The 26,493-nt window shown below is 66.3% G+C and carries 29 protein-coding genes; 10 read left to right on the top strand and 19 right to left on the bottom strand.

Translation table 11 applies throughout. The features are described 5' to 3' along the window. Nucleotides 1-97: 97 nt before the first annotated feature. A complete protein-coding gene (locus tag CH273_RS06960) occupies nucleotides 98-631 on the bottom strand; it encodes a LytR C-terminal domain-containing protein (RefSeq protein WP_230596606.1) in 534 nt (177 codons plus the stop codon). Nucleotides 632-689: 58 nt separating this feature from the next. After that, nucleotides 690-1,028, bottom strand: coding sequence for a DUF3263 domain-containing protein (locus tag CH273_RS06955; protein ID WP_032393769.1), 339 nt, complete (start codon nucleotides 1,026-1,028; stop codon nucleotides 690-692). Nucleotides 1,029-1,257: 229 nt separating this feature from the next. Between CH273_RS06955 and CH273_RS06950 the strand changes: the two genes are divergently transcribed. From CH273_RS06950 to CH273_RS06940, 3 genes are read left to right on the top strand one after another with little or no spacing between them, the layout of a single operon-like run. Then, nucleotides 1,258-1,860: a peptide deformylase gene (locus CH273_RS06950; protein ID WP_032393768.1), complete on the top strand. Its 603-nt coding sequence runs from the start codon at nucleotides 1,258-1,260 to the stop codon at nucleotides 1,858-1,860. Further along, entirely contained in the window at nucleotides 1,857-2,828 is a 972-nt protein-coding gene (locus CH273_RS06945; protein WP_442981388.1) for an N-acetylglutamate synthase, CG3035 family, read from the top strand. Before CH273_RS06950 ends, CH273_RS06945 begins: the two co-directional genes overlap by 4 nt. Before the next feature lie 11 nt (nucleotides 2,829-2,839). Continuing rightward, a complete protein-coding gene (locus CH273_RS06940) occupies nucleotides 2,840-3,640 on the top strand; it encodes an exodeoxyribonuclease III (RefSeq protein ID WP_052049231.1) in 801 nt (266 codons plus the stop codon). 15 nt (nucleotides 3,641-3,655) lie between these two features. Here CH273_RS06940 and CH273_RS06935 read toward each other — a convergent pair whose 3' ends face one another. Beyond that, a complete protein-coding gene (locus CH273_RS06935) occupies nucleotides 3,656-4,009 on the bottom strand; it encodes a GNAT family N-acetyltransferase (RefSeq protein WP_032394128.1) in 354 nt (117 codons plus the stop codon). A 119-nt stretch (nucleotides 4,010-4,128) separates the two neighbouring features. Further along, nucleotides 4,129-4,455, bottom strand: a complete 327-nt coding sequence (locus CH273_RS06930; protein ID WP_032393766.1) for a GNAT family N-acetyltransferase — start codon at nucleotides 4,453-4,455, stop codon at nucleotides 4,129-4,131. A 292-nt stretch (nucleotides 4,456-4,747) separates the two neighbouring features. On the opposite strand from CH273_RS06930, the gene thiD reads away from it, so the two are divergent. Beyond that, nucleotides 4,748-5,602, top strand: coding sequence for a bifunctional hydroxymethylpyrimidine kinase/phosphomethylpyrimidine kinase (gene thiD, locus CH273_RS06925; protein WP_032393765.1), 855 nt, complete (start codon nucleotides 4,748-4,750; stop codon nucleotides 5,600-5,602). Here thiD and CH273_RS06920 read toward each other — a convergent pair. From CH273_RS06920 to thiO, 7 genes are all read right to left on the bottom strand, one after another. Continuing rightward, nucleotides 5,564-6,385, bottom strand: coding sequence for an adenylate/guanylate cyclase domain-containing protein (locus CH273_RS06920; protein ID WP_032393764.1), 822 nt, complete (start codon nucleotides 6,383-6,385; stop codon nucleotides 5,564-5,566). The two genes, thiD and CH273_RS06920, sit on opposite strands and share 39 nt — an antisense overlap. A gap of 37 nt (nucleotides 6,386-6,422) precedes the next feature. Continuing rightward, on the bottom strand, nucleotides 6,423-7,880 hold the full coding sequence (locus CH273_RS06915) for a M28 family peptidase (RefSeq protein ID WP_032393763.1): 1,458 nt from the start codon (nucleotides 7,878-7,880) through the stop codon (nucleotides 6,423-6,425). Nucleotides 7,881-7,906: 26 nt separating this feature from the next. Next, nucleotides 7,907-8,677, bottom strand: a complete 771-nt coding sequence (locus CH273_RS06910) for an ABC transporter permease (RefSeq protein WP_032393762.1) — start codon at nucleotides 8,675-8,677, stop codon at nucleotides 7,907-7,909. Beyond that, nucleotides 8,677-9,639, bottom strand: a complete 963-nt coding sequence (locus CH273_RS06905; protein WP_032393761.1) for an ABC transporter ATP-binding protein — start codon at nucleotides 9,637-9,639, stop codon at nucleotides 8,677-8,679. Before CH273_RS06905 ends, CH273_RS06910 begins: the two co-directional genes overlap by 1 nt. Nucleotides 9,640-10,272: 633 nt before the next feature. Beyond that, the gene (gene thiG, locus CH273_RS06900; RefSeq protein WP_032393760.1) at nucleotides 10,273-11,025 is read right to left on the bottom strand and encodes a thiazole synthase; all 753 of its coding nucleotides are present in this window, start codon (nucleotides 11,023-11,025) and stop codon (nucleotides 10,273-10,275) included. Then, entirely contained in the window at nucleotides 11,018-11,233 is a 216-nt protein-coding gene (thiS, locus tag CH273_RS06895; RefSeq protein WP_032393759.1) for a sulfur carrier protein ThiS, read from the bottom strand. Before thiS ends, thiG begins: the two co-directional genes overlap by 8 nt. Continuing rightward, complete coding sequence (gene thiO / locus CH273_RS06890; protein ID WP_082322375.1) at nucleotides 11,230-12,282, bottom strand: glycine oxidase ThiO; 1,053 nt, start codon at nucleotides 12,280-12,282, stop codon at nucleotides 11,230-11,232. Before thiO ends, thiS begins: the two co-directional genes overlap by 4 nt. A 158-nt stretch (nucleotides 12,283-12,440) precedes the next feature. Here thiO and thiE point away from each other — a divergent pair, with 158 nt between their 5' ends. Then, nucleotides 12,441-13,133, top strand: a complete 693-nt coding sequence (thiE, locus tag CH273_RS06885; RefSeq protein ID WP_032393757.1) for a thiamine phosphate synthase — start codon at nucleotides 12,441-12,443, stop codon at nucleotides 13,131-13,133. Here thiE and CH273_RS06880 read toward each other — a convergent pair. Beyond that, entirely contained in the window at nucleotides 13,130-13,966 is an 837-nt protein-coding gene (locus CH273_RS06880; RefSeq protein ID WP_032394127.1) for an NUDIX hydrolase, read from the bottom strand. The two genes, thiE and CH273_RS06880, sit on opposite strands and share 4 nt — an antisense overlap. A 72-nt stretch (nucleotides 13,967-14,038) precedes the next feature. Here CH273_RS06880 and CH273_RS06875 point away from each other — a divergent pair, with 72 nt between their 5' ends. The 3 genes from CH273_RS06875 to CH273_RS06865 are packed head-to-tail and all read left to right on the top strand — an operon-like array spanning nucleotide 14,039 to nucleotide 18,727. Continuing rightward, nucleotides 14,039-15,343 carry a hypothetical protein gene (locus CH273_RS06875; protein ID WP_032394126.1) on the top strand — a complete coding sequence of 435 codons (1,305 nt, stop codon included), beginning with the start codon at nucleotides 14,039-14,041 and terminating at the stop codon, nucleotides 15,341-15,343. Further along, complete coding sequence (locus CH273_RS06870) at nucleotides 15,340-16,311, top strand: glutamate ABC transporter substrate-binding protein (RefSeq protein ID WP_032393756.1); 972 nt, start codon at nucleotides 15,340-15,342, stop codon at nucleotides 16,309-16,311. Before CH273_RS06875 ends, CH273_RS06870 begins: the two co-directional genes overlap by 4 nt. Before the next feature lie 10 nt (nucleotides 16,312-16,321). Further along, nucleotides 16,322-18,727 (top strand): serine/threonine-protein kinase, encoded by a 2,406-nt coding sequence (locus tag CH273_RS06865; protein WP_052049229.1) that lies wholly within the window; start codon nucleotides 16,322-16,324, stop codon nucleotides 18,725-18,727. 13 nt (nucleotides 18,728-18,740) lie between these two features. On the opposite strand, the gene CH273_RS06860 is transcribed toward CH273_RS06865, so the two are convergent. Together CH273_RS06860 and pta are read right to left on the bottom strand one after the other, a co-directional pair. After that, nucleotides 18,741-19,928 carry an acetate kinase gene (locus tag CH273_RS06860; RefSeq protein ID WP_032393755.1) on the bottom strand — a complete coding sequence of 396 codons (1,188 nt, stop codon included), beginning with the start codon at nucleotides 19,926-19,928 and terminating at the stop codon, nucleotides 18,741-18,743. Continuing rightward, the gene (pta, locus tag CH273_RS06855) at nucleotides 19,925-22,045 is read right to left on the bottom strand and encodes a phosphate acetyltransferase (protein ID WP_052049228.1); all 2,121 of its coding nucleotides are present in this window, start codon (nucleotides 22,043-22,045) and stop codon (nucleotides 19,925-19,927) included. Before pta ends, CH273_RS06860 begins: the two co-directional genes overlap by 4 nt. Before the next feature lie 94 nt (nucleotides 22,046-22,139). On the opposite strand from pta, the gene CH273_RS06850 reads away from it, so the two are divergent. Next, nucleotides 22,140-22,652 (top strand): nitroreductase/quinone reductase family protein, encoded by a 513-nt coding sequence (locus CH273_RS06850; protein WP_032393754.1) that lies wholly within the window; start codon nucleotides 22,140-22,142, stop codon nucleotides 22,650-22,652. 12 nt (nucleotides 22,653-22,664) lie between these two features. On the opposite strand, the gene fgd is transcribed toward CH273_RS06850, so the two are convergent. The 4 genes from fgd to CH273_RS06830 all read right to left on the bottom strand — a co-directional run bounded on the left by fgd (nucleotide 22,665) and on the right by CH273_RS06830 (nucleotide 25,154). Next, the gene (gene fgd / locus CH273_RS06845) at nucleotides 22,665-23,678 is read right to left on the bottom strand and encodes a glucose-6-phosphate dehydrogenase (coenzyme-F420) (protein ID WP_032380238.1); all 1,014 of its coding nucleotides are present in this window, start codon (nucleotides 23,676-23,678) and stop codon (nucleotides 22,665-22,667) included. A 64-nt stretch (nucleotides 23,679-23,742) separates the two neighbouring features. Continuing rightward, nucleotides 23,743-24,075 (bottom strand): YidH family protein, encoded by a 333-nt coding sequence (locus CH273_RS06840; protein ID WP_032393753.1) that lies wholly within the window; start codon nucleotides 24,073-24,075, stop codon nucleotides 23,743-23,745. After that, the gene (locus CH273_RS06835) at nucleotides 24,072-24,392 is read right to left on the bottom strand and encodes a hypothetical protein (RefSeq protein ID WP_082073910.1); all 321 of its coding nucleotides are present in this window, start codon (nucleotides 24,390-24,392) and stop codon (nucleotides 24,072-24,074) included. Before CH273_RS06835 ends, CH273_RS06840 begins: the two co-directional genes overlap by 4 nt. Before the next feature lie 69 nt (nucleotides 24,393-24,461). Beyond that, complete coding sequence (locus tag CH273_RS06830; RefSeq protein WP_094637981.1) at nucleotides 24,462-25,154, bottom strand: GNAT family N-acetyltransferase; 693 nt, start codon at nucleotides 25,152-25,154, stop codon at nucleotides 24,462-24,464. A gap of 104 nt (nucleotides 25,155-25,258) precedes the next feature. Here CH273_RS06830 and map point away from each other — a divergent pair, with 104 nt between their 5' ends. Next, entirely contained in the window at nucleotides 25,259-26,029 is a 771-nt protein-coding gene (gene map, locus CH273_RS06825) for a type I methionyl aminopeptidase (RefSeq protein WP_032393751.1), read from the top strand. Nucleotides 26,030-26,041: 12 nt separating this feature from the next. Here map and CH273_RS06820 read toward each other — a convergent pair whose 3' ends face one another. Continuing rightward, nucleotides 26,042-26,455 (bottom strand): GNAT family N-acetyltransferase, encoded by a 414-nt coding sequence (locus CH273_RS06820; protein ID WP_082322374.1) that lies wholly within the window; start codon nucleotides 26,453-26,455, stop codon nucleotides 26,042-26,044. Nucleotides 26,456-26,493 lie beyond the last annotated feature (38 nt).

Below are 26,493 nucleotides of genomic sequence, written 5' to 3'. Positions count from 1 at the left end.
TTCAGGCAGTTTCGCCGGGCTCGGAAATGATAACGTGCCGACCGATTCAGCCGAATCGGGCACGGAAGTCGATGCTGTGCAACTGGCCGCTGCAGGACTACTGAGTCACGATGACGACGACGCCTGCCGTGGATTCGAGTGAGGTCGGCTTGGGTTCGGCCGGGACTCCGAGCTGCGTGGCGATCGTCTGCGCGGCCTGTTCCTCGCCTGCCGCGGTGCCGTAGTACACCGCGGTCTGAGCGAACTGGGCTTCGCTGAAGTTGCCGGTCTCGGCGACGGTCCATCCCTCGGCGGTCAACGTACTTGCGGTGCCTGCCGCGAGACCGGAGATGTTGGAGTTGTTCAGAACCCGCACCTCGACGTCGGCGGGGGTGCCCGAGGTGGTGGTGGTCGGCGCGCTGCTGGTCGTCGCGTCACCTGCCGGTACCTGAGCGGCCGGAGCCTGTGCGGTGGGTGCTACCGCAGCCGGTGCACTCGTCGTCTCGGCGGCGGGCTCGGCGGCCGAGTTGTCGGAATCGGAACCCGTCAGCGACAACGCGCCGATCGCCGCGAACAGGATCGCGAGCGAGATCAACACCATGGCCAGGGCACGGAGTGGTGGCCCGGTCTGTTCCGGGTTCGGGCTGCTCACGTAGTCGACCCTAGCCGACCGTCGACGGCGACCCAGCACACGGAACTCGAGGACCTGCTCAGACGTCGAACCCGAGTCGACGTGCCGCACGAGCCTTCTGCCGACTCGCACGCAACCGGCGCAGGCGCTTGACCAGCATCGGATCAGCGGCAAGTGCCTCGGGACGATCGACCAACGCGTTCAGGATCTGGTAGTAGCGGGTTGCCGACATGGAGAAGAGTTCCTTGATGGCCTCTTCCTTCGCCCCGGCGTACTTCCACCACTGCCGCTCGAAGGACAGGATGTCGTGCTCTCGTCGACTCAGTCCGTCCGCACCGACCTCGTTCGGATCCTGTGAGCCGTCCGAACTTCCCGGTTGCTGAGACTGGTTCGAGTCACGCGCTGCTGCGCCGTCCATCCCACTCCTCGACTTCTCGACTTCCTCGGGTCTGCAGGATCACCCACCCGGAGAAATCTGCTTCCCCCAGCACTGCCGGCACCCAAAGGAGCACCGACCGAATTACACGGTTGTACTTCGGGGATCATTCAACCACGTTCGACGGCTCGAGCACGGCTCCCGCGAGGTACCGGCGCGTGGCGTGTTCCATGTGCTCGACCACATGCAGCACCTACTATCCTTGTCGACCATGGCAATTCTTCCCATCCGGATCGTCGGCGATCCGGTGCTGCACACCGCAACCGCACCCGTCACCGAGTCACCCGCCGAGCTGGCCGAGCTGATCGCCGACATGTACGAGACGTTGGCCGCCGCGAACGGCGTCGGTCTCGCCGCGAATCAGGTGGGCGTCGGCAAGCGTCTGTTCATCTACGACTGCCCCGATCAAGGCGAGGACGGCAAGATCTTCCGCCGCCGCGGCGAGGTCGTCAACCCGGTGCTCGAGACGTCGGAGATTCCGGAGACGATGCCCGATCCCGATGACGACGACGAGGGCTGTCTGTCCGTTCCCGGCGAGCAGCACCCCACCGGGCGCGCCGAGTGGGCTCGGGTGACCGGTACGGACGCCAAGGGTGATCCCGTCGACATCGAGGGCCGCGGCTTCTTCGCTCGGATGCTCCAGCACGAGGTGGGTCATCTCGACGGTTTCCTCTACACCGACGTGCTCATCGGACGGCATGCGCGGGCGGCCAAGAAGGCCATCAAGCGCGCCGGGTGGGGCGTGCCCGGACTGAGCTGGACACCCGGCACGGTGGACGACCCGTTCGGCCACGACGACGAGGACGACGACTGACCGTCCCGGTGGGTACGCGGGTGATGCTTCGCTATCGGTTGCCACCCGGCCACACCCACCCGATGACGGACGTGATCGGTGAGCTGGTGTCGGCCGACGCCGGCGCGGTCTCGGTGCGCGGCCGGGACGGCACACTGGTTCAGGTTGCCGCCGACCGAGTCGTGGCATTGAAACCCCTGGGGCCCAGGCCGATTCGAACCTCGGAGATCCGCTCGCTCGAAGCCGCCGCTGCCGACGGCTGGCCGGGCGTCGAGCGGGAATGGATCGACGGCTGGCAACTGCGTTTCGGTCACGGGTTCACCGGCCGCGCCAATTCGGCCGTGCCGCTCGAGCCCGGAGCGTCGACGGCACCCGAGACGCTGGCGCGCATCACAGCCCGATACGCCACTCGCGGATTACCGCCGACGCTCGCCCTTCCCGATCGCCTCGGCACTCCCCCGGCGGGTTGGTCGACGTACAACGAAAGTGCCGTCATGGCGGCAGACATCTCCGATCTCGTTCTACGCGAGGGTGACTCGGCGATCACCGTCACCTCGGAACCGTCCCGACAGTGGTTGGATCGCCTGTACTACCAGGGCCACGCGGCTCCCGCGGGCGCAGCGGAGGTGGTCTCGGCGGTTCGGGGCGGAACCCTCGGTTTCGGGATGATCGGCGCGCGCTCGTCTTCGGCAGCCGCGGTCGGTCGTGCCGCGGTGAACACCGCCCCGGACGGTCGCTGCTGGGTGGGACTGACCTCGCTCTGGGTCTCCCCCGAGCATCGGCGCAACGGGCTCGGCACCCTGATGTGCGGAGAACTGGTGCGCTGGGGACGCGAGCGCGGCGCGGCGCACGCGTACCTGCAGGTGGCGGTCGAGAACACCCGAGCCGTTGCCCTGTACCGAGACCTCGGCTTCGCCGACCATCATCGCTATCGCTATGCCCGGCCCGAGAACGCGATGGGTCCGAACCCTGTCGGGGGCGTTCGATAGGGTTCCTCTCCGTGCGCTTGGCTACCTGGAATGTGAACTCCGTCCGCTCTCGTCAGGATCGAATCGTCGATTGGCTGCAGCGATCCGATGTCGATGTCCTGGCGATGCAGGAAACCAAGTGCAAGGACGCACAGTTTCCCTACGAGCGGTTCACCGACATCGGGTACGAGGTGGCCCACGTCGGGTTAAGTCAGTGGAACGGCGTCGCGATCGCATCCCGCGTCGGCCTGGACGACGTGCAGGTCGGGTTCGAGGATCAGCCCGGGTTCAGCAAGGATCCCGAGATCGACCCCGCCCAGGAGGCGCGCGCCATCGGGGCCACGTGCGACGGGGTGCGCGTGTGGAGCCTGTACGTGCCGAACGGCCGCGAACTCGCCGATCCGCACTACACCTACAAGCTCGAGTGGCTCGCCGCGCTGAAGGCCGACGCGCAGGCGTGGGTGGCGGCGGATCCGTCGGCACAGATCGCACTCGTGGGTGACTGGAACATCGCGCCCACCGACGACGACGTCTGGGATCCGGCTCTGTTCGAGGGCAAGACCCACACCTCGCAGGCCGAGCGCGACGCCTTCACCGCGTTCGGCGACGCCGGCTTCACCGAGGTGACGCGGCAGTTCACCCCCGAGCCCAGGACGTACACCTACTGGGACTACACACAGTTGCGGTTCCCGAAGAAGCAGGGTCTGCGCATCGACATGGCGTTGACCTCCCCTGCCCTGGCGGCTCGGGTGACCGGTGCGTCGATCGACCGCGAGGAGCGCAAGGGCAAGGGGGCGAGCGATCACGCTCCGGTGATCGTGGAGATCGGCTGAGGCCGAGCCGGTCGACTATTCGGCGATCAGATCCAGGAATTCCTCGTGCTGCGCCAGATAGCGCCGGACGTAGGTGCAGATCGGGACGATGCGCCACTGTCGATCGCGGGCCGTGTTGAGCGAGGCTCGCACCAGCACTCCCGCCCACCCGCGGTCGCCGTATTCCTCTTTGACGACGGTGTGCATGAGTGCGACGACCGGGCCGACGCCGTCGTCGTCGCCCTCACCGAAGCGGTACCCGAGAATGCCGACGAGTTCGTCGTCGACGAAGAGATCGAACCTGTAGTGATCGACGTCGTCCTCGATGCGAACGACGGGTCGATCGACCGAGGGAACCGCGTCGACTCGTCGAGGAAGTATGTGACTCATGTCACTTATGAGACCAGTGTTGTCCATGTGGCGCGAGGCGAGTGCCTCGATCGTCGCCGAGTCGTGCCCTGAATGTGACCGGTCCTACCGTGACCGGTCGACAACCCGGGAAAGAAACGTCAGAGCGCGACGAGCATGTCGTTGTACTCCGGGTTGGCCGCGGCGAAGCGCTGCACGTACGTGCAGACGGGCTTGACCTTCCAGCCGTAGGACCGAGCACTGTCGAGCGCGCGACGCACCAGAATGCCGGCCAGTCCTTGATGACCGAAGTCCTCGGTGACGACCGTGTGCATGAAGGACACGACATGAGTACGCGTCGCGCGCGAGCCGTTTCCCTCGACCTCGTAGAAGCCGACGATCCCGACGAGATCGCCGTTGAGTCGAAGCTCGAACCGGTTCTGGTCTTTGTTGATCGAGACATCAGCGCTAGGAGAACTTGCCAGCATGGGACGCCTCCTTCGCTGTGTGTGGAGTGATGAACGAGTGAAACCGATGTGACGTGCACCACTATTAAACATGCGCACGGTGGGTCTGTCACCTTTTCTACCAACAAACCTTCGGATGCGTAGGTTCGTCCGCCGAACACGACAACAATGCTGGTACGGATCATAAGTGACCCTGTTCGACGTTGTGATACAACAACATTCAAGGCCAGCCCATATTTTCGCCATCTGCTCGGCAATCCGTGTCGACGGCAGCGACCCCCCGTCTCTCCGCCCGCCGGTACTGTCTTCTCTCGTGAAGTTCCTACCGCTCACGCCCAACGGCGAGACTCCCGTCCGCGCGCTGACCATCGCCGGAACCGACTCCGGCGGCGGAGCCGGAATTCAGGCGGACAGTCGAACGATGGCCTTGCTGGGCGTCCACGCCTGCGTCGCCGTCGCTGCGGTCACGGTCCAGAACACCGTCGGCGTGACGGGCTTCCACGAGATTCCGCCGGACGTCGTCGCTGCACAGGTTCGCTCCGTCGTCTCCGACATCGGGGTCGGCGCAGCAAAGACCGGAATGCTGGCCTCCACCGCGATCATCGAAGCTGTCACGGCCGTGTGCACCGAGGTGGGTATCGGCCGAGATCAGCCGGTTCCCCTGGTCGTCGATCCGGTGTGCGCGTCGATGCACGGTGACCCACTGCTGCACGCGGAAGCCCTCGACGCCATCCGCCACACCCTCTTCCCCATCGCCTCGCTGGTCACCCCCAACCTCGACGAGGTTCGGCTCATCACCGGCATCGACGTGGTCGACGACTCGAGCGCGCACCGCGCCGCGGAGGCCCTGCACGGGTTGGGCGCGCAGTGGGCCCTGGTCAAGGGCGGTCACCTGCGGACGTCTACGCACAGCACGGACCTGCTGTTCGACGGCGACACCTTCCTCGAGTTCACCAGCGAGCGCATCGACACCGGCAACGATCACGGCGGCGGCGATACCCTCGCCGCATCGATCGCGTCGGCGCTGGCACACGGCTATTCCATGCCCGACGCGGTCGCGTTCGGCAAGGAGTGGGTCACCCGCTGTCTGGCTGCGTCCTACGATCTGGGCGCGGGCCACGGACCGGTGTCACCGCTGTGGCGACTGCACGAGTCGGAGGATGCGTAGGTCGTCGGGTGCGCCCTTGATCTTCGGAGCGAAGAAGCTGCGGCGATAGGGCTTGGAAACCACGTGCAAGGCGTCGAGCACCTCCGGCGGGACCGCCTCGAGGGCAGTCGCGGAGATCATCACGTTGCCGTTGCCGCCGGTCTGCATCACCCGGGCGGCGACGGTGACGTCGACGCCCAGCCAGTCCGATCCCACCTGACGCGGGCTACCGGTGTGGATGCCGACGCGCATCGTCGGGGTGTAGCCGTCGACGTCGACGCCCTTCAGTGCCTCTCGGGCCGCGAAGACCGCGTCGACTGCTTTGCCCGCGTCGGCGAACACCGCCATGATGCCGTCGCCCAGCCTCTTGACGACGTGGCCGCCACGGAATGTGACCTCGGGTTCGACGGCCTTGGAGACCTTGCGCAGCAACGTCAGGGTCGCGGTGTCGCCGGCCCGGAGCGACCAGGACGAGAACCCGACGAGGTCGGTGAACACGATGGTGACATCGTGCTCACCGCGGCCTCGGCCTGCGCGTTCGAGGATCGCCTGCCACAGCTGCAGCGCCCCGAGACCCACTTCGCGGGACGCGCCGGGTTCGTCGTCGAGTCCGTTCGCAGCCAGGAACCTGTCGGCGACGCGGGCGACGGCCAGGGCTCGGCCCGGACCGTCGATCGACAGGGGATCGCCGAACGTGGGGTCACCCGGTAGTGCGCGGCGCACGCGCCGAACCGCCCCGACCACTGCGGGCGCTCGGTTGGTGGTGCGGACCCACTCCACGACCGAGGAGACGACTGCGTTCACAGCATCGAGCGTAACCCACGGTTACACATACTTTCCCTCACCCTTCGGCGCGCGCGGCCTCGCGCTCGGCACCCACCGGAACCCCGTTGGGGCCCTCCACCGACTGCGCGTAGACGCCGATGCCATAGGCCACGGCCGCACCGTTCTTCGCCAGTGCGGCGCGGTCGACGTTCGCCAGGGTGTCCTGGTCGGTGTGGTAGTTCTCGTCGAACGTCTGATCCGCGGTGCCGCCCCACTTCTCGGCCTGCGCTGCGGTCTTGTTCTCGTCCGCTCCGCTGAACACGCCGCCGGCGGGGATGCCGACCTCGATGAACGGGCCGTAGTCTGAGCGACCGTCGAAATCGGTCCCGTCGACGGCTACGCCCTCCTCGGCCAGTCGCTCGACGAAAGTGCGCTCGATGGCGTCGGATCCGGCCGGTCCGGCGGGCTCACCCACCTGGTCGGAGTCGTCTCCGTCGTAGGCGAGGTATCCGGCGTTGTGCGAGCCGATCATGTCGAAGTTCAAGTACAGCGCGATGTTTCGCTTGTCCTCGTCGGACAGGCCCTCGACGTACTTGGTGGAACCGACGAGTCCGTTCTCCTCGGCACCCCAGAACGCGAAACGCACCGCGTTGGTGATCTCGGGGGCGCCGCCCATCTGCAGTGCGGTCTCGAGGACTGCCGCCGTTCCGGTTCCGTTGTCGTTGATGCCGGGGCCCTCCGGGACGCTGTCGAGATGGGCACCGGTGACCACGACGTTCTCAGTCGAACCGGTGGTGGTCTGCGCAATGATGTTGCGACTGGTGGTCGTTTCGGTTTCGGTGACGAGCGTCAGCGTCACCTCGGGTGCGGCGAGAACGGCCGCGCCGTCCTCCTGGCTGACTCCGCCGGTCGGGATCCGCGCGGTGTCGGCGTCGCCGAGCGTGCCCGAATCGAGCGGTCCCGGTTCGTTGTTGACGATGATCGCGGCGGCCGCTCCCAGTTCTGCTGCAACGGTTTGCTTCACGCCGAACGGGCACACTCCGCGCGGCACCACCGCGACGGCTCCGGCCAGGTCGAGGCCGGTGTAATCGGCTGCCTCGCAACCGTCCGCACCGGCGGGAGCGCTGACGACGCGTGCGGTGATCCCCTCGGCGGTGGTGGTCGGCGAGTAACTGAGTGCGAACACCGGAATCTCGGTGCCCGCGAGCGACAGGGTTTGGGTCTGCGCCTCGAAGGTCTCGAATTCGAATTCCGGGGTGGTGACCTCGAATCCGGCCGATTCGAGTTGCGAGACAACATAATCGACACTGGCGTCGTAACCGGCGGTGCCTGCGGCGCGGTTTCCGTCGTGGTCGGCGGCAATTGATTCCAACTGTTCGAGGTGCCCCACCAAGGCCTCCTCGGTGACCGCGGCAGACAGGCCGGGCCCGTCGGGTGTCGCGAAAACTCTGGCCGGTTCCTCGTCCGAGGTGGACGAGCAACCGGCCAGAATCAAGACAGTGACAGCGCTACCTGCAAGTAGGGAAATCCGCATAGCGGACACCCTACCGGCGAGTGGCGTCAGGCGTCCCGACGATTGACGACGAACACCGCTGCCCCGAAGATCACCGCGGTGAACGCGACGAAGTAGATCAGTCCGCCGATCGGGCCCCAGTGGAAGTCGATTCCGCCGTCGGAGCCAAGGAAGTGATTGGCATTGAGGAACGGTAGGAACGGCTGGATCTTCGCCCCGACGTTCGGAATGAGGCCGACGAGATTCTCGATCAGCAGCGGCCACAGCAGCAGGATCGCGATCGCACCGGCCGACTGTCGAACGAGAGCGCCGACGCCGATCGCGAGAACGACCTGCAGGAACGCCAGAATGGCGGTGCCGTACAGAACGCGCCACGTACCGTCCACGTCGAATCCGAGCAATACGCCCGCCTGTTCACCGGCCAGAGCCTTGGCGATGACGAGCCCGACCACCGCAAGCGCGAACGACAGGACAGCGCCGTATACGCCCACCAACAGCGCCTTCGCGCCCAGAACCGATCCCCTGTTGGTCACCGCCTGGAACGTGGTGCGGATGATTCCGAACCGGTATTCGCTGGTCACGGTCAACGCGGCCAGGATCATCAGCACCATGGCACCGAACGTGCCGACTCCGACTCCGACGACATCGGCGGCGGTCGTGGGCGGAATACCCTCGGGCGCGTCGAGGCTCAGGGCCGACTTCGCAGCCCAACCCAGAATGGCCGCGAACCCGAGACCGAGCACCACGATGATCGCGCTGCACCACCACGGCGACTTGGTCGAGGTGAACTTGATTCTCTCTGCTGCCAAGACGCCCATCAGAGTGCACCGCCCATCGCTTGCTGAGTGTTGGGAGTGTCGGCTCCCGCGCCGTGATACTGCACTGTGTCTCCGGTGAGTTTCATGAATGCTTCCTCGAGCGAGCCTCGCTGGGAGGCCAACTCGTGCAATGTGATTCCGGCTCGGCCGGCGATGTCGCCGATCGCGTCGGTGGTCGAGTTCAGCACCACGAGCGAGGGCTGAAGTTCGTCGGTCCTGTCCGGCTCGCGCACGGTCAGACCGGCCGTGGTCAGCGCCTGGCGCAGACCGTCGAGCTGCGGGCTGCGGACGCGCACCGACGCCTCGGAGGCGTGGTCGATGAATTCCTGCACCGACGAATCGGAGATCAGCTTGCCACGTCCGATGACGATGAGATGTTCGGCCGTCTGCGCCATCTCCGAGAGCAGGTGGCTCGAGACCAGGACCGTGCGGCCCTCGGCTGCCAAGCGCTGCATGAACTTTCGGATCCAGACGATGCCCTCGGGATCGAGTCCGTTGACCGGCTCGTCGAACAGCAACACCTTGGGGTCACCGAGCAACGCGCCGGCGAGTCCGAGCCGCTGCGACATGCCGAGCGAGAACCCGCCCGCATTCTTCTTCGCGACCTCCGACAGTCCCACCAGACGCAACACCTCGTCGACACGCGACTTGGGGATGCCGTTGGAGGCCGCCATCCACTCGAGATGTGCACGCGCCGAACGGTTCGGGTGCACCCACTTGGCGTCGAGCAGAGCGCCGACGGTACGCAGTGGCTGCTTGAGCTGGCTGTAGTTCTTACCCTCGATGGTCGCCGTTCCCTTGGTGGGGCGGTCGAGGCCGAGGATCATCCGCATGGTCGTCGACTTGCCTGCGCCGTTGGGGCCCAGGAAGCCGGTCACGATGCCGGGTCTGATGGTGAAGGTGAGGTTGTCGACCGCCGTCACCGCGCCGTATTGCTTGGTCAGTCCTGTCACTTCGATCATGGGTACAACTGTCCCCCATCGACAGCGTCCGCACATCGACCCACAGTCGCCGATTGCATCATCCTTTCGGATGACACACACCCTGAGACAGTCGGTCACACGGGCGCGGAGTCACAGGGGCTGCGGAGTCACGGGGGTCACACACCCACAGCCGCAAACGCGCGCGCATTCGTCACGTGCGCGCGCAATCGCCCACCTAACCGCCACTATTTCGCGCGCCTTCCGCAAACGCGCGCGCGTTTGCCGGAAAAGCAGGACCACAACAAGAGCTACGCCGACGACACAGCAGCCGCTTGGACGAGCCGGAGTCACACACCCGCCGCCGGCAAATGCGCGCGCATTCGTCACGTGCGCGCGCAATCGCCCACGTATCCGCCACTAATTCGCGCGCCTTCCGCAAAAGCGCGCGCGTTTGCCGGAAAGCAACACCACGAACAGGAGCTACGCCGACGACACAGCAGCCACATGGGCGAGCCCGAGTCACACACCCGCCGCCGGCAAATGCGCGCGCATTCGTCAGGCGCGCGCACAATCGCCCACCTATCCGCCACTAATTCGCGCGCCTTCCGCAAAAGCGCGCGCGTTTGCCGGAAAGCAACACCACGAACAAGAGCTACGCCGATGACACAGCGGTCACATGGGCGAGCTGGCCTGCGCCCAGAATCGTTTCGGGATACGGCCGGCATGTCGGGCCTGGTATCCCGCCGCCACCGCGTTCCGCATCGCCGACGCCATCAGCGCCGGGTCCTTCGCCCGGGTCACTGCGGTCGCGAGCAACACCGCGTCGCAGCCGAGTTCCATCGCGAGGGTGGCGTCGCTGGCGGTGCCGATGCCCGCGTCGAGGATCACCGGAACCGATGCGGCGTCGACGATCATCTCGATGTTGTGAGGGTTGGCGATGCCGAGGCCGGTGCCGATGGGTGAGCCGAGCGGCATGACGGCCACGCAGCCGATGTCCTCTAGCCGCTTGGCCAGTACCGGGTCGTCGGTGGTGTACGGGAGAACCTGGAAGCCGTCGTCCACGAGTTGTTCTGCGGCCGTGACCAATTCGATGGCGTCGGGCAGCAGGGTTCGCTCGTCGGCGATCACTTCGAGTTTCACCCAGTCCGTCTCGAGCGCCTCACGGCCCAGTTGCGCGGTGAGCACTGCTTCGGCCGCGCCGCGGCAGCCTGCGGTGTTGGGCAGCGGGGCGATGTTCAACCGGCGCAGCAGATCCAGCACTCCCGTCCCACCGGCGGCGTCGACGCGGCGCATCGCAACGGTGGTCAGTTCGGTTCCCGATGCGACGAGGGCTTCCTCGAGTACCGCGAGATTGGCCGCTCCCCCGGTGCCGGTGATGAGCCGGGAGGCGAAAGTGCGGTCGGCGATGGTGAGTGCGCTATCCACCCTGTACCGCCGTGAGAATGTCGATGGTCCAACCCTTTTCGACGCTGGTGCTGTCCCAGCGACTCTTGGGCAGCACGGCACCGTCGACGGCGACGGCGATGCCTTTCTCGGGCATGCCCAGGAATTCGAGCAGCCGACGCATGGTCATGTCCTCGGTGAGCAGGTGGTCTTCACCGTTGACGGTGATACCGATCGCGACCTGTGTCATGGTGTCCTCTCGATCTGCGGAAATCTCTGGGGGTCGGCTGCTTTCGCCTCGGGTAGCGTCTCGCCGGACACCAGTGCGGCGACGGCGTCGGCGGTGATGGGGGCGAGCAGGATGCCGTTGCGTCCGTGTCCGGTGGCGGCGATCAACCGGGGAGACAGCCTGCCGATCAGAGGTAGCCCGTCCGGGCTCATCGGCCGCAGGCCGGCAGCGGTTTCGTACAGTTCGTACTCGCCGATGCTCGGCATGAGTCGTTCGGCGTCGGCGATGAGGTCTCGTACCCCGGCGACGGTGACCTGGGCGTCCTGGCCGGATTCGTATTGGGTTGCGCCGACGACCAATCCGTCGCCGCGCGGTACCAGGTAGATCGCGCGGCCGTGCACGGTTCCGCGGACGGTGCGCGATGGCGGCGGTGCGGCGCTCGGCCGTCGTCGCAGTCGCAGGATCTCGCCTTTGACCGGCCGGACGGGCAGCGTGGGCCACAATGCGGCCGACTGTGCCCCGGCGGCCAGGACCACCTGATCGGCGTCGGGCACGGTCTCCACCGGGGTGGTCACCAGTTCGACTCCAGCGTCCCGGCACCCCTGCTCGAGCGCGGCGATCAGCGCCCGATTGTCCACCGACAACTCGGTCGGAGCCAGCAGGCCCAGTCGGATGTTCTGCGCCAGTGCAGGTTCGAGCTCACGCAGCTGTGCGCGGCCGAGAATCTCGAGTTCGTGTCCCTGTTCGCCCACCCATTCGGCGATGGTTCGTAGGTCGGCGGCATCGGCCGAGTCGAGGGCAACCGTCACCGATCCGGTTGCGGAGAACACCGAGGGTCCGGGGAGGCGTCGGGCGAAGTCCGGCCACCTCGCCAGCGACGCAGCGCCCAGGTGCAGCAGTTCGTGTTCGCCGGGCCAGCCCTCGGACAGCGGTGCCAGCATGCCGCCTGCGACCCAGGATGCGCCCTTGCCGAGCGCGGGATCGTGCACCACCACTCGGTGACCGTCCTGGCTCAGGCGCAGCGCCGTCGACAACCCGATGACGCCTCCGCCGATAACGACGATGTGCACGCGATTCACGTCCTCACTCCCTGCGCCCGCATGATCGGGTTCAGGTATTGACGGTAAGGGCGGCGAACCCACTCTCAGCCCCACGATCCTCGGGACTCCCGCGATTTCTCGGCCACTCCGTCGTCGGTGGCGGCCTCCATGAGAATACAGTTCGCTTTGTGCATCCATCTCAGACCGCCCGCAACCAGACTCCCCGTGAGCGTCTTGCGTCCGCTCGCCTGTACCTGTGTACCGATGCCAGGCGCGACAAGGGCGACCTCGCGCAGTTCGCCGAGGCCGCGTTGTCCGGTGGCGTCGACATCATCCAGCTGCGTGACAAGAATTCCGCAGGCGAGCGCGAGTTCGGGCCCCTCGAGGCCAAGGACGAGCTCGCGGCGCTGGCGATTCTGCTCGCTGCGACCAAGCGGCACGGTGCGCTGTTGGCGGTCAACGACCGTGCGGATCTGGCGTTGGCCTCGGGCGCGGATGTGCTGCACCTCGGTCAGGGTGATCTGCCGGTGCATTACGCGCGGCAGATCCTGGGGCCGGATGTGGTGATCGGCCGCTCGACGCAGAACCGCGCCCAGTCCTCGCTCGCCGCGATCGAGGACGGCGTCGACTACTTCGCCGTCGGGCCGGTGTGGCCGACGCCCACCAAGCCCAACCGCAAGGCCGCGGGGCTCGAGACTCTGCGGGCGACGGCGGACGCGCTGCCGGAACGGCCGTGGTTCGCCATCGGCGGCGTCGACGCGACCAATGTCGATCAGGTTCGGGCCGCCGGTGCCGATCGCATCGTCGTGGTCCGCGCGATCACCGAGGCGCGGGATCCACAGGCCGCAGCCCGCGACTTGGTCCGAGCACTGCAGGCCTAGAGCCAACCCAGTACTGCGGACGGCGTCAGGACCTGCACCGATTCCGGCAGCCGGTCGCGTAGTCCGCGGTCTGCGGTGACGAGCGCGGTCAGGTCTCCGTCGATGTGGGCCTGCTCGGCCAAGGTGTCGTCGCCACTGCCGTCGGCGAGAATCGTGCGGGTGCGGGGGTCGTCCACCACGGCGTCCCTGGCCCGGCCTTCGAGCACGGCGTCGATGCGGGTGAGCCAGCCGTACTGACCGCTGGGCAGTTCGACGGTGCGAGGCAGCGTCTCGGCGAGCGAGGTCAGCAGTGCGCTCGTCGACCCGGTGCGGTCCTTCCACCATCCGTTCGGCCGGGACCCCAGCACGTTGGCGGTGTCGAGCAGCACCCGCAGCGGCACGGTACGCAACGACGGCCAGCTCGACGCGAAGCCCGGGTGCAAGGGGAGTTCGTCGACGACCGACTCCGGCACCCAGCGCAGCTCGGTGCTCTCCCCGTTGGGCACGGTGGTCAACGGATGATCGGCGTCGGCGACGACGGTGGTGTACGACCAGCCGCTCTCGACACTCGCGGTGACGCGCTCGCTGCGAACACTGACCTGTTCGGCCGTGATACCGGCTTCTTCGTGGGCCTCGCGCACCGCCGCGTGCGCCGTGCTCTCGTGGGAATCGCGGGCTCCGCCGGGCAGTGCCCACGTTCCGCCCTGGTGACTCCACAGGGCACGGTGCTGCAGCAACACCATGGGCTCGCCTGCGTCGGACGGTGCGCGCAGCAGCAGGCCGGCGGCACCGTGCCTTCCCCAGTGCCGAGTGCCGTTCTCGCCGATCACCCAGCCGTCGCCGTCACCACGCATGCTCACCACCCTAGGTGAATCACCTGCCTGTAGTGGCTGCAGTACCGTCCGCCTACTTATATGCTCGGGTGCGTGATCGCGGCCGGTATTACCCCCTCCGCTGCCGTCCCCCCGACAACGGCCACACACGTCGGTGTCGCTGCAGGCAAGCCACCGGTTCGCTACACGATGCGCTCGACGCCCGCGCGGTTGGTCGCGATGGGAATCGCGCTGGTGGTGCTCGCGTTGACGGTCGGAAATCTTGCGTCCACGGCCGTGACCGATCGGGTCGACACCCTCGGCACCCTGTTGGTGCGCACCGAGCCCTTCGCGAACTCGGCGCAGAATCTGTACGGGGCTCTGTCGGTGGCCGACGCGGCCGCGGCCACCGCGTTCATCGCCGGTGGTCTCGAACCGCCCGAGGTACGCGAGCGCTACTCGCAGGCGCTCGGCGAGGCGTCGTCCGAGCTGATCGCGGCCTCGGCCGGGGTGACCGAGAACGACGCGGCCACCAGCGCGGTGCTCACCCAGATCGCCGCCGGGTTGCCGGTGTACAGCGGTCTGGTCGAGACTGCGCGAGCCAACAACCGCAGCGGAAATCCGGTGGGCGCGGCGTATCTCGGCGAGGCGTCGACCATGATGCAGTCGAGTTTGCTCCCGCTGGCCGAGAAGTTGTACACCGAACAGGCGTCGCGAGTCTCGGCCGATCAGGAACGATTCACCAGTCCTCCACTGTTCGCGATCGGCTCGCTGGTGTTCCTGTTGCTGATGACCGGCCTGGCTCAGTGGTATCTGTCGCGGACCACCCGCCGAACGTTGAACGCCGGATTCCTCACTGCCACAGTTGCTGTCGCCGGACTGCTCGGCTGGATGCTGGTGGTGGGACTGATTTCCTCGATCGCCACCGATCGTGCGATCGACCGTGGAGTGTCCCCGTTGAAGTCCTACACGACGGGTTTCATTCTGGCGCAACAGGCCAGAGCGGACGAGACACTCGACCTCGCTCGTCGTGGCGGCGGCCAGGATTACGGAGAATCGTTCGACGCCAACGTCTCTCGGCTCACCGAGATGTTCCAGGGCGACACCACGGTGATCGATGCACTGAACACGTGGTCGGTCTCGCACTCGAGGATCGACTCCGCCCTCGAGGTCGGCGATTTCAACGGCGCGGTCTCCATTGCCACCGGCTCGGGCGAGTCCGATTCGGCGGCCGCGTTCACCGCGCTCGACAGTGTTCTGGTCGACGGAATCGAGAACGCGCGAAGCGAACTGCGGTCTAACATCGACCGATCGGTGTGGGTGCTGTCCGGACTGTCGAACGGTGCCTACGTGCTCACCGTCTTCGCGTCGGTCGCCTTCGGTATCGGCCTTTTCCCGAGGCTGCGTGAGTACCTGTGAAACGTCTACTTGCCGTTGGCATTCTGGTCACCTCCCTGGTGGTCGGCTGCGCCACGCCGGAAAACGCTCCGCCGCAAGCGGAGACGACGTTCACCGAACCGCCGCTACCGGACGGCGCGTCCGTCGCCGCCCGCCCCACCGAGAGTCCCGCCGACGACGAGTGCGCGCGCCCCACCGCCAGCCTGCGCCCGCTGCAGACAGGCACCGATGCTCCGCCGCCGCCACAACCGACCGTCGACGCATTGCGCGCCAAGGGCCGGTTGGTCGTCGGGTTAGACACGGGCAGCAATCTTTTCAGCTTCCGTGATCCGATGACCGGCCAGCTGGTCGGGTTCGATGTCGACATCGCGCGGGAAGTCTCACGAGATCTGTTCGGCGACCCGAATCGATTGGACTTTCGCATCCTCACCTCTGCGCAGCGGCTCGAAGCTCTGCAGGATTCTTCGGTGGACATGGTGGTCAAGACCATGACCATCACGTGTGCTCGCCGCAAGGATGTCCAGTTCTCCACCGTGTACTTCCAAGCGCAGCACCGTGTTCTGGTGGTACAGGGATCGGGCATCCGCGGTGTCGAGGATCTGGCAGGCAAGAGAGTGTGCGCAGTGGAGGGCACCACCTCGCTGCGACGCGTTCAACGCGTCCAACCCGCCGCGACGGTGGTGACGGTGCCGATGTGGTCGGATTGCCTTGTGGTGCTGCAGCAACGGCAGGTCGACGCCATCAGCACCGACGACGCCATCCTCGCCGGTCTCGCCGCTCAGGATCCCTACCTCGAGATCGTCGGTGACAGCCTGAGCCCGGAGCCGTACGGGGTGGGGATCAACAAGAACAACGAGGATCTGGTGCGCTTCGTCAACGGGACGTTGGCGCGCATCCGCTCCGACGGCACCTGGAATCGCATCTACGATCGTTGGCTGACGGTGCTCGGTCCCTCCCCCGGTCCGCCCAGCGCGACGTACAGCGATTAGGGGCCTGGACATGGACGACGAACAGCAGCCCACGGCCCCGGCGGAGCGAACGCAGGCGGTCTCGCGCACCGACGACAGCGAGCGCACCCGGGCGGTGTCGAGAACGCAAGCAGTGTCGGCAACGGACGGCGTCGAGCGTACTCAGGCCGTCTCGCGGTCGACGGTCGGCGATCCGACCCCGACATCGACGGCGTCACAGTCCGCTTCCACCCGCTCCAAGACGGGTCGATCGAGATCCGGTCGATCGCGCAGCACCGGCATTCGGCGACGACTCGGCGGCGGTCTGGTGGACGTGCCTCGCGTCGAACCGATCGATCCCGCCACTGCAGTGATGTCGGATCCGACGGTGCCGCAGCACAAACGGTTCTGTTGGAAGTGCAATGCCAAGGTCGGTCGCAGCGAACCGGGTGAGCCCGACGTGGCGATGGGTATCTGCCCGCACTGCGGTGCCACGTTCGACTTCACTCCACTGCTGGAGCCGGGCGATCGCGTGGTCGGCCAGTACGACGTGCAGGGCTGCATCGCACACGGTGGGCTCGGCTGGATCTACCTCGCCATCGACCGCAACGTCAGTGACCGCTGGGTGGTCCTCAAGGGACTGCTGCATTTCGGGGACGAAGAGGCGCACGCGGTCGCGGTCGCGGAGCGACAGTTCCTCGCCGAGGTCGCCCACCCCGGCGTGGTGAAGATCTACAACTTCGTCGAGCAACCCCGCAGCGACGGCTCGACCGTCGGCTTCATCGTGATGGAGTACGTCGGCGGCCGTTCGCTGCGCGACATCCTCACTGCCTGCGGTGACGGTGCCCGTCTGCCCGTCGAGCAAGCGTTGGCCTACGTACTCGAAGTGCTTCCGGCACTGGGCTATCTGCATTCGATCGGGCTGGTCTACAACGACCTCAAACCGGAGAACATCATGGTCTCCGACGACCAGATCAAACTCATCGACCTCGGCGCGGTCGCGGGCATCGAGGACTACGGCTACCTGTACGGCACGGTGGGCTATCAGGCACCGGAGATCGTGAAGACGGGACCGACGGTGGCGTCGGACATCTTCACCGTCGGCCGCACACTCGCGGTGTTGACGCTGGACATGCCGTCGAAGAACGGCAAGTACCTCGACGGCCTCCCCTCGGCCGAGGAATCCGAAGTGCTACAGCAGTTTCCGTCGTTGCATCGACTGCTGCTGCGCGCGACGCACGAGGACCCCACTCGGCGGTTCCGATCCGCGGACGAGTTGGCCGGGCAGGCCACCGGCGTGCTGCGTGAGATTCTGGCCATCAGGACAGGTGTCGAGCGGCCCGGACTGTCGACGGTGTTCAGCCCGCCCCGTACGACCTTCGGCACCGAGCAGTCGGTGGGACGCACCGACACCTACGTGGACGGTACGGTACGCCACGAACGAATGACGGCCGCCGAAGTGGTTGCTGCGCTTCCGGTTCCACTGGTGGACCCCAACGATCCGAGCGCACCGTTGCTGGCGGCGGCCGTACACGTCGAACCGCGACAGACCCTGGACTCGCTGCAGCACGCCAAACGCAACGGCATCGAACGCGTCACCGCCGGGGCCGAATCGGGCCGCTCCGCAGGTTCGTCGAGTCCGGTGGAACTGAGCCTCGAGATCACGCTCGCCGAGGTCAAGGCCCACCTGGATCTCGGGAACGTCGTCGATGCAACCGACATCCTGGCGAAGGTGCAGTCGACCGACCACACTGCCGACCCGTGGCGGGTGCAGTGGTACGCGGGCCTGATCGCGCTGCTGCATCACGAATACGATTCTGCGTTCACCCATTTCGACAACGTGCTCGGTGCGATGCCCGGCGAACTCGCGCCCAAGCTCGCTCTCGGAGCCACGTCGGAACTGCTCGGGCATGTGGCCGCGGGCGACAAGGAGGAAGCCGAGAAGTGGCGGGCCCGCGCCGAGGGCCTGTACCGAGCGGTGTGGCGAACCAATCGTGGCATCGTCAGCTCGGCGTTCGGCCTGGCGAGGCAGTTGCAGCGCCGCGGCGATCAGACCGGTGCCATCGCCGCGCTCGATCAGGTGCCGATCAGCTCGCGGCACTACTCCATGGCCCGCATGACCAGCGTGTTGACGTTGCTGATGGATCGCTCGCGAGCCGAGCTGTCCGAGGCCGATTTCCGTTCTGCAGCACGGCGAGTGGCGCTGCTACCCAAAGCCGAGAGCCGGGCGTTGCAGATGCGGACGCTGGTGCTGGCGATGGCCCTGGACTGGATCGTCTCCGGCCACGCCGCCACAGCCGAGCGAGAACCCATTCTCAGCGTCCCGTTCACCGAGGACGGGTTGCGGCGCGGCACCGAGAAGGGCCTTCGCGCACTGGCCCGCAACGCCACCGATCGCGCCCACCGCTTCTCGCTGGTGGATCTGGCGAACGCGATCAGGCCACGGTCGCTCTTCTGACTGCAGCGCTGTTCTAGCTGCCTTCGCGGACGAGGTCGTCCGCCGCACGAGCGATCGCCAGCTCCTCGTCGGTCGGCACCACCAACACCGTGACGGCAGACGAGTCGGTCGAGATCACCCGAGCCTGTTTGCTGCGCAGCGCATTACGCTCGGCATCGATCTCGATGCCGAAGCCCTCGAGATTCGCCAGGGCATCCGCACGCACCGCTGCGGCGTTCTCACCGACACCGGCGGTGAACGTGATGGCGTCGAGCTTGCCCAAGCCGATCATGTATGCGCCGATGTACTTGCGGAGACGATGAATGTAGACCTCGTACGCCAGGCGTGCGGAGGCGTCCCCGTCGTCGATGCGCTGCTGCAGTTGTCTGAAGTCGTTGACCCCGGACAGTCCGATCAGGCCGGAGCGACGGTTGAGCAGGTCGTCGATGTCGTCGACGCTCATTCCTGCACTGCGCCGCAGGTGCATGATCACACCGGGGTCGATATCCCCACTGCGGGTACCCATCACGAGCCCTTCGAGCGGAGTCAGTCCCATCGAGGTGTCGACCGCCTTGCCTCCTGCGACGGCCGAGGCCGAGGCACCGTTGCCCAGATGCAGCACGATCTGGTCGATGTCGGCGAGGTCGCGACCGAGGAACTGCGCCACCTGCTCGGACACGTACCGATGCGAGGTGCCGTGGAAGCCGTAGCGCCGAATGTCGTGCTCGGCAGCGACGGTTGCGTCGATGGCGTAGGTCGCGGCGGCGTCGGGCAGGGAATGAAAGAAGGCCGTGTCGAACACGGCCACGTGCGGCACGTTCGGCAGTTGCTTCCTGGCGACCTCGATGCCCAGCACGTTCGGCGGATTGTGCAGCGGTGCAAGGTTGCTCAGATCGGAGATCTGTTGCACGACGGAGTCGTCGATGATCGTCGGACGGTAGAAGACCGTCCCGCCGTGGACCACACGGTGCCCGACGGCGGTGACCGATTCCAGGTCGACGCCTGCGTCGGCGAGCATCTCGAAGGCCAGGGCCAGACCGGCACCGTGATCGTCGATGCGCTGGACTCGCTCGACGGTCTCGCCCCGGTGGTCGAGTTCGACGCGTCCGTCGGACTCACCGATGCGCTCGACGAGCCCGCTGGCCACGGACTCCCCCGAGCCGGGGTCGACCAGTTGGAACTTGACCGAGGACGAGCCGGAATTGACGACGAGGATGCTCACTTGCCCTCCCCATCGGCCGCGGCGATGCCCTGTGCCTGAATCGCGGTGATGGCGACGGTGTTGACGATGTCCTCGACCAGCGCGCCGCGCGAGAGATCGTTGACGGGCTTGCGCAGGCCCTGCAGAACGGGTCCGACGGCGACCGCACCGGCACTGCGCTGGACGGCCTTGTAGGTGTTGTTGCCGGTGTTGAGGTCCGGGAAGATGAACACCGTCGCACGGCCTGCAACGTCGGAGTCGGGCAGCTTCGACGCGGCGACGGACGGTTCGATCGCCGCGTCGTACTGAATCGGACCCTCCACGAGCAGTTCCGGATTACGTTCGCGCACAAGCGCTGTGGCTTGCCGTACCTTGTCGACATCGGCTCCGGAACCGGACTCACCGGTGGAGTACGACAGCATCGCCACCCGCGGCTCGATACCGAACTGGGCTGCTGTCTGCGCGGAGGACAAGGCGATGTCGGCGAGTTGCTCGGCCGTCGGGTCGGGTACGACGGCGCAGTCGCCGTAGGCGAGAACACGATCGGACAGGCACATCAGGAAGATGGACGACACGGTCGATACGCCCTCGGTCGTCTTGATGATCTCGAACGACGGCTTGATGGTGTGCGCGGTGGTGTGCGCGGCACCGGAGACCATGCCGTCGGCAATTCCTTTGTGCACCATCATCGTTCCGAAGTACGAGATGTCGGCCATGATCTCGCGGGCACGGTCGATCGTCATGCCCTTGTGTTTGCGCAGCTCGGTGTACTCGGCGGCGAAGTCCTCGGCGTAGTCGCAGTTCTTGGGGTCGAGAACCGTAGCGCTGTCGAGATCGACGCCCAGTTCCGATGCGCGTCGTCGAATGGGGCCCTCCTCGCCGAGGATCGTCAGGTCCGCGACCTGACGCTGCAGCAGACGTCCGGCAGCCCGGAGGATGCGATCGTCACCGCCCTCCGGAAGCACGATGTGTTTGCGGTCGGCGCGGGCTCGGTGGATCAGCTGGTACTCGAACATCTGCGGGGTCGTGATGGTGGGGATGGCGATGTCGAGCCGCCCCAGAAGGGTTTTCGCGTCGACCCGCTGTTCCATCAGTCCGAGTGCGGTGTCCACCTTGCGCTGCGATCCCACCGCCACGCGGCCGCGCGTCTGCGCTGCAGCGGAGGCGGTATCGAAGGTGCCGAGCTCGGTGGTCAGAATCGGTAACCGGGGGCCGAGCCCTGCCACCAGACGAGCGATCGCCGGATGGGGTTCGATGCCGCCGTTCATGATGATGCCGGCCAGTGAGGGAAAACCCTCCGCCTCATGGGCATTGACGAGGGCGAGCAGCACGTCGGACCGGTCCGCCGGCGCGATGACGACGACGCCCTCGGTGAGGCGTTCGAGGATGTGTTCGGCCGTCATACCACCGACCATGACCCGCAACGCTTCTCGCTGCAGCAGCGACGAGTCACCGGAGTACAGGGAACCGTCCACCGCCTCGAGCAGCTCCGCCATCGTCGGCGCGACGAGCAGTGGGATCTCCGGTAGCGACCACGCAGGCACGCCGACCGACGCCAAGGCGTCGGTCACCGCATCGAGATCGTCCGGCGCGCAACGGTTGGCCACGATCGCAGCCAGGTGGGCATGATGCTGACGCAGCTCGCCGTGGCACAGAGTGGCCAGCTGCGCGATCTCGTCGGGCGTGCGACCGGACCCGCGCAGCGCAAGCAGCACGGGGGCACCGAGATTCACGGCGATGCGAGCATTGAAACCGAGCTCACTGGGACTGCCGACGTCGGTGTAGTCGCTGCCCACGATCACCACGGCGTCGCACTGAGCGGCCACCTCGTGGTACCGGTTGACGATCTCGCTGAGCGCTGCATCCGCATCGGCGTGCACCTGCTCGTACGTGACACCGAGCGACTGCTCGTACGTCAGATCTGCGGTGGTGTGCTCGACGAGCAACTCGAGGATGTAATCCGGCTCGTCGGTGGAGCGGGCGATGGGACGAAACACCCCGACCCTGGCCGCGGACGCGGCGAGCATCTGCAGCACACCGAGCGCGATGGTCGACTTCCCGGTGTCCCCTTCCGGTGACGCGATGTAGATGCTCGAGGGATACATGTCCGACGCGTCGGTGCCGCTGGGCTCAGCCATGCCCGCCAGCCTAGTAGGGGTCGTTCCGCAGGCTCCACTCCTGCCCAGTGGTTGCGGTGTTGACACCGGGCGCGGTCGGGTTGTCCCATGAACCATGGCCGAATCACCGTTCCCGGATGTGCGCTGGGGCAGCGAAACCTCGTTCATCCGCAAGCCCGCCGTGAAGTTCGCGTCGACGAAGCCCGGTTCGTGGGTCATCAGGAACCTCGCAGGCGTCGACCGGTGGTTGCTGACCAAGTCCGACGGCCGCTTCACCGTCCTCGGCCCCATCGCGGCACCGGTGGTGTTGCTGACCACCACCGGCCGCAAATCCGGCAAACCCAGGACCAGCCCGCTGCTGTACTACCGGGAGGCCGACAAGATCTACGTCGTCGGATCGAATTTCGGTCAGCAGCACCACCCGGCGTGGACGTCGAACCTGCTCGCCGACCCGAAGGCCGTCGTGGCCATCGGCGGCAAGAAGATTCCGGTGACGGCCACCCGCATCACCGGCGACGAGAAGGCACGCATCTACCGCCAGTTCGACGCGATGGTCGAGGTGTACGGCGAATACGAGACCAGGACCGACCGCGACATGCGATTGTTCGCACTCACGGCCGATCGCTGATCTCGTCGGGAGTCAGCCGAGCTTGCGCAGGCGCGGCGCGAGGTCCTTCTCGAACAGTTCGAGGAACCTCTTCTGATCGTGGCCCGGTGCGTGGAACACCAGGTGGTTCAGGCCTGCGTCGGTGTACTGCTTGACCTTCTCCACTGCCTCGTCCGGGTCCGATGCCACGATCCAGCGCTTGGCGACCTGTTCGATCGGCAGCTCGTCGGCGGCCTTCTCCATCTCGATCGGATCGTCGATCGAGTGCTTCTGCTCCGGCGTCAGTGACAGCGGTGCCCAGAAGCGGCAATTCTCCAGCGCCAGTTCGGGATCGGTGTCGTAGCTGATCTTGATCTCGATCATCCTGTCGATCTCACCGGCGTCGCGCTCGGCTTTGCCCGCGCCCTCTTCCACCGCGGGAAGCAGTTTGTCGGTGTAGAGCTCCATGCCCTTGCCCGAGGTGCAGATGAATCCGTCGCCCGCACGTCCGGCATACCGCGCCACCACCGGACCACCGGCCGCGATGTACACCGGGATGCCACCCTCGGGAACGTCGTAGATCGACGCGCCCTTGGTCGTGTAGTACTCGCCCTCGAAGTCGACCCGGTCGCCGAGCCACAGCTCACGCATCAACCGCACCGACTCACGCAGGCGCGCGAATCGTTCCTTGAACTCCGGCCATTCGCCGGTGAACCCGGTGGCGATCTCGTTGAGCGCCTCACCGGTACCCACACCGAGCATGATGCGTCCGGGATACAGGCAGCCCATGGTCGCGAACGCCTGCGCGATGACCGACGGGTTGTAGCGGAACGTCGGCGTCAGCACCGAGGTGCCGAGCTGGATCGTGTTGGTGCGTTCACCGACGGCCGTCATCCATGCCAGCGAGAACGGCGCATGGCCACCCTCGTGACGCCACGGCTGGAAGTGGTCACTGACCGTCGCCGAATCCATACCGTGCTGCTCGGCCAGCACACCGAGCTCGACCAACTCCCGCGGCCCGAACTGCTCCGCCGATGCCTTGTAACCGAGTTTGAGACCCTGCGCCACGCCGAACTCCTGTCGTTGGTCGTCCTAGTTCTTTGATTGTGCACCCGCGGTGGTCGGCTGAGTACTACTGGATCCCCAGAACCGTGACCACTGCAGCCAGCAAAGCCACCGCACCGATACCGATCGCGAAGATCCACAGGTCTCGAGACTCCGGCATCGGTGCACCGTTCTCCAGAGCATGTCGAACGCGCAGCCACCGCCGTAGGCCGATGATCGGTGCCGCTGCGGCGAGGCCGATGAGAATCAGACCGAGGGTCGTCCGAACCCATCCCGTGCTGAAATCGGGAACCAGGTGAACGATCGCGATTCCGCCGGCCAGGAGCCCGAGCGACGTCCGCAGCCAGGCGAGAAAGGTGCGCTCACTGGCGAGCGTGAACCGCTCGTCGGGGCGTGTCACTGCCGTGCGGTCATGCGCTCGCGAATCAGATGGGCAACCGATTCAGGATCGTCGGGGGTGAAGACCGGCGAGATGCGGCGGATGGTGAGCACCACTGCAGTGTCCTTCTTGGGACGCATCACGTCCAGCGGAAGCCACTGGTCGATCCAGGACGCACCCCACAGCCGCCACCGCCCGTTCCAGTTGCCGAGAACGGCGGTATCGACCGCGCGAATCCTGCCGTAGGGCACGAACTTCTTCGTGGCGAAGGGGAAGTAGTAGTACCTCAGGGTGACGCCTGCCTCGTCGAGACGGACCAATCCGTCGTCGTAGATCACATCCCTATTTGTTCGCACAGGTAACGGTATGCCTTCGGGCTCAGAGCGCGCAACAGCGAATTTCGGAACCTATCGCGCGTTCGGCGCGGGCGTACGGACCAACGTCAGCTGCGAGGTTCGACGCAACTCGAACCCGATGGACAAGTAGAGCTCGATGGCGCGGACATTCGCGTCCGACGCATGCAGGAACGGCTCCTCACCGCGGCCGCGAATACCGTGACCGACCGCGCGAACCAGATCCGTCGCCAGACCCTGTCCGCGGAAGGCCGGGTCGGTGCACACCGCGCTGATCTCCGTCCACCCCGGAGGGTGCATGCGCTCGCCCGCCATCGCGATCAGCGCGCCATCGCGTCGAACACCGAGGTACGTGCCGAGTTCGATGGTGCGGGGCAGGAACGGTCCCGGCTCGGTGCGGCCGACCAGATCGAGCATCTCCGGGACGTCCGCGGCCGTCAGCTCGACCGCCTCGGCGAAGGGCCGCGTCTCGAGATGCGTGCCGACCAGCTGCACCAAACCGAATGTCTCCACATGCGACCACCCCTCGGGCAGTGCGCGTTCCGGACCGTTCAGCCCTACGACGGTGCGTGGCCCGAACAGAGCGGCGATGTCGTCCCAGTCCTGAGACTCGAGCACGTCGGGGTGCACCAGGAACGGAGACACCTCGGGATCTGCCCGCACGATCCGTCCGCGGCTGACGGCGAACCGCGAGAGCGAGCCCTCGAGGGAATTACGAACGGGGTCGTCGAGAGGATGAGCAGACACGACAGACAGCGTCGCACGAACCGACACACGGCTTTGCGTGCCGTCGGACTCGACACCAATACTTATACCGGTATCGTTGTTCGACATACGTCGAAAGGCACCACATGATCGAGATCCTCCCTCCCAGCAAGATCCCCCTCGCGCGCGAATCCGGCGCCCTGGTCGCCGGAATACTTCGGACCGTCCGCGAACGCGCCACAGTCGGCACCAATTTGCTCGAGATCGATCAGTGGACCAAGGAGATCATCGAGGGAGCCGGGGCGACGTCCTGCTACGTCGACTACGCGCCGTCGTTCGGGAGCGGGCCCTTCGGTCACTACATCTGCACTTCCGTCAACGACGCTGTGCTGCACGGTCTCCCGCACGATTACTCTCTTGCCGACGGCGATCTGCTCACCCTCGATCTGGCCGTGATACTCGGCGGTGTGGCGGCGGACTCGGCCATCAGTTTCGTCGTGGGCGAGGCCCGAGGAGAAGACACCGCGATGATCGAGGCCACCGAACGAGCATTGGCCGCAGGCATCGACGCAGCTCGCCCCGGCAACAAGATCGGCGACATCTCCCATGCCATCGGCACGGTCCTCGGTGCCGCCGGCTATCCGATCAACATGCAGTTCGGCGGCCACGGCATCGGCTCGACGATGCATCAGGACCCGCACGTGTCCAACTCCGGACGGCCGGGCCGTGGCTACGGCCTTCGACCGGGTCTGATGCTGGCACTGGAGCCGTGGATCATGGAGAACACAGACGAGCTGGTCACCGACCCCGATGGGTGGACCTTGAGAAGCTCGACGGGATGCCGCACCGCGCACAGCGAGCACACCGTGATCATCACCGACGACGGTGCCGAGATCATGACCCTGCCCAAGCTCTGACCCTCGATCGACTCACCACCGTTTCTCGAAGGTGTTGGAGAACGGGAGCGGGTCGTAGGGCGCGAACACCGGGATACGGGTGTAACCGCTTTTCTCGTACAGCCGGACTGCGTCGGGCTGACGGTCTCCGGTTTGCAGGATCAGCCGCGGCAGTCCCTGCTCACGAGCCGCGTTCTCCGAGGCGACCAGCAGTGCCGTCGAGACGCCTGTTCCACGGTGGTCCACGTGGACGAACATTCGTTTGAGCTCGAGGTCGAGCCCGTTCCACCGCAGTGCCGCATGGCCGACCGCCTGCTCGACCCCCTCGGCATCGCGGCGGTAGACGACGAACGTGCGGTGCACCGTGCCCTCGTCGACGGCATTGGCCTGGGTCTTCGCCATCAGGGCAGCGCGATCTGCGTAGCGAGGACCCACCTCGGCTGCCATCTCGGCCCGGAGAGCGTCGGCGTCGGGATGATCCCAGT

The organism is Rhodococcus sp. 05-339-2 (assembly GCF_002258965.1).
Taxonomy (GTDB): Bacteria; Actinomycetota; Actinomycetes; order Mycobacteriales; family Mycobacteriaceae; genus Rhodococcoides.
Note: the sequence above shows the minus strand (reverse complement) of the source record. Positions and strands in the feature narration are given on the sequence as shown.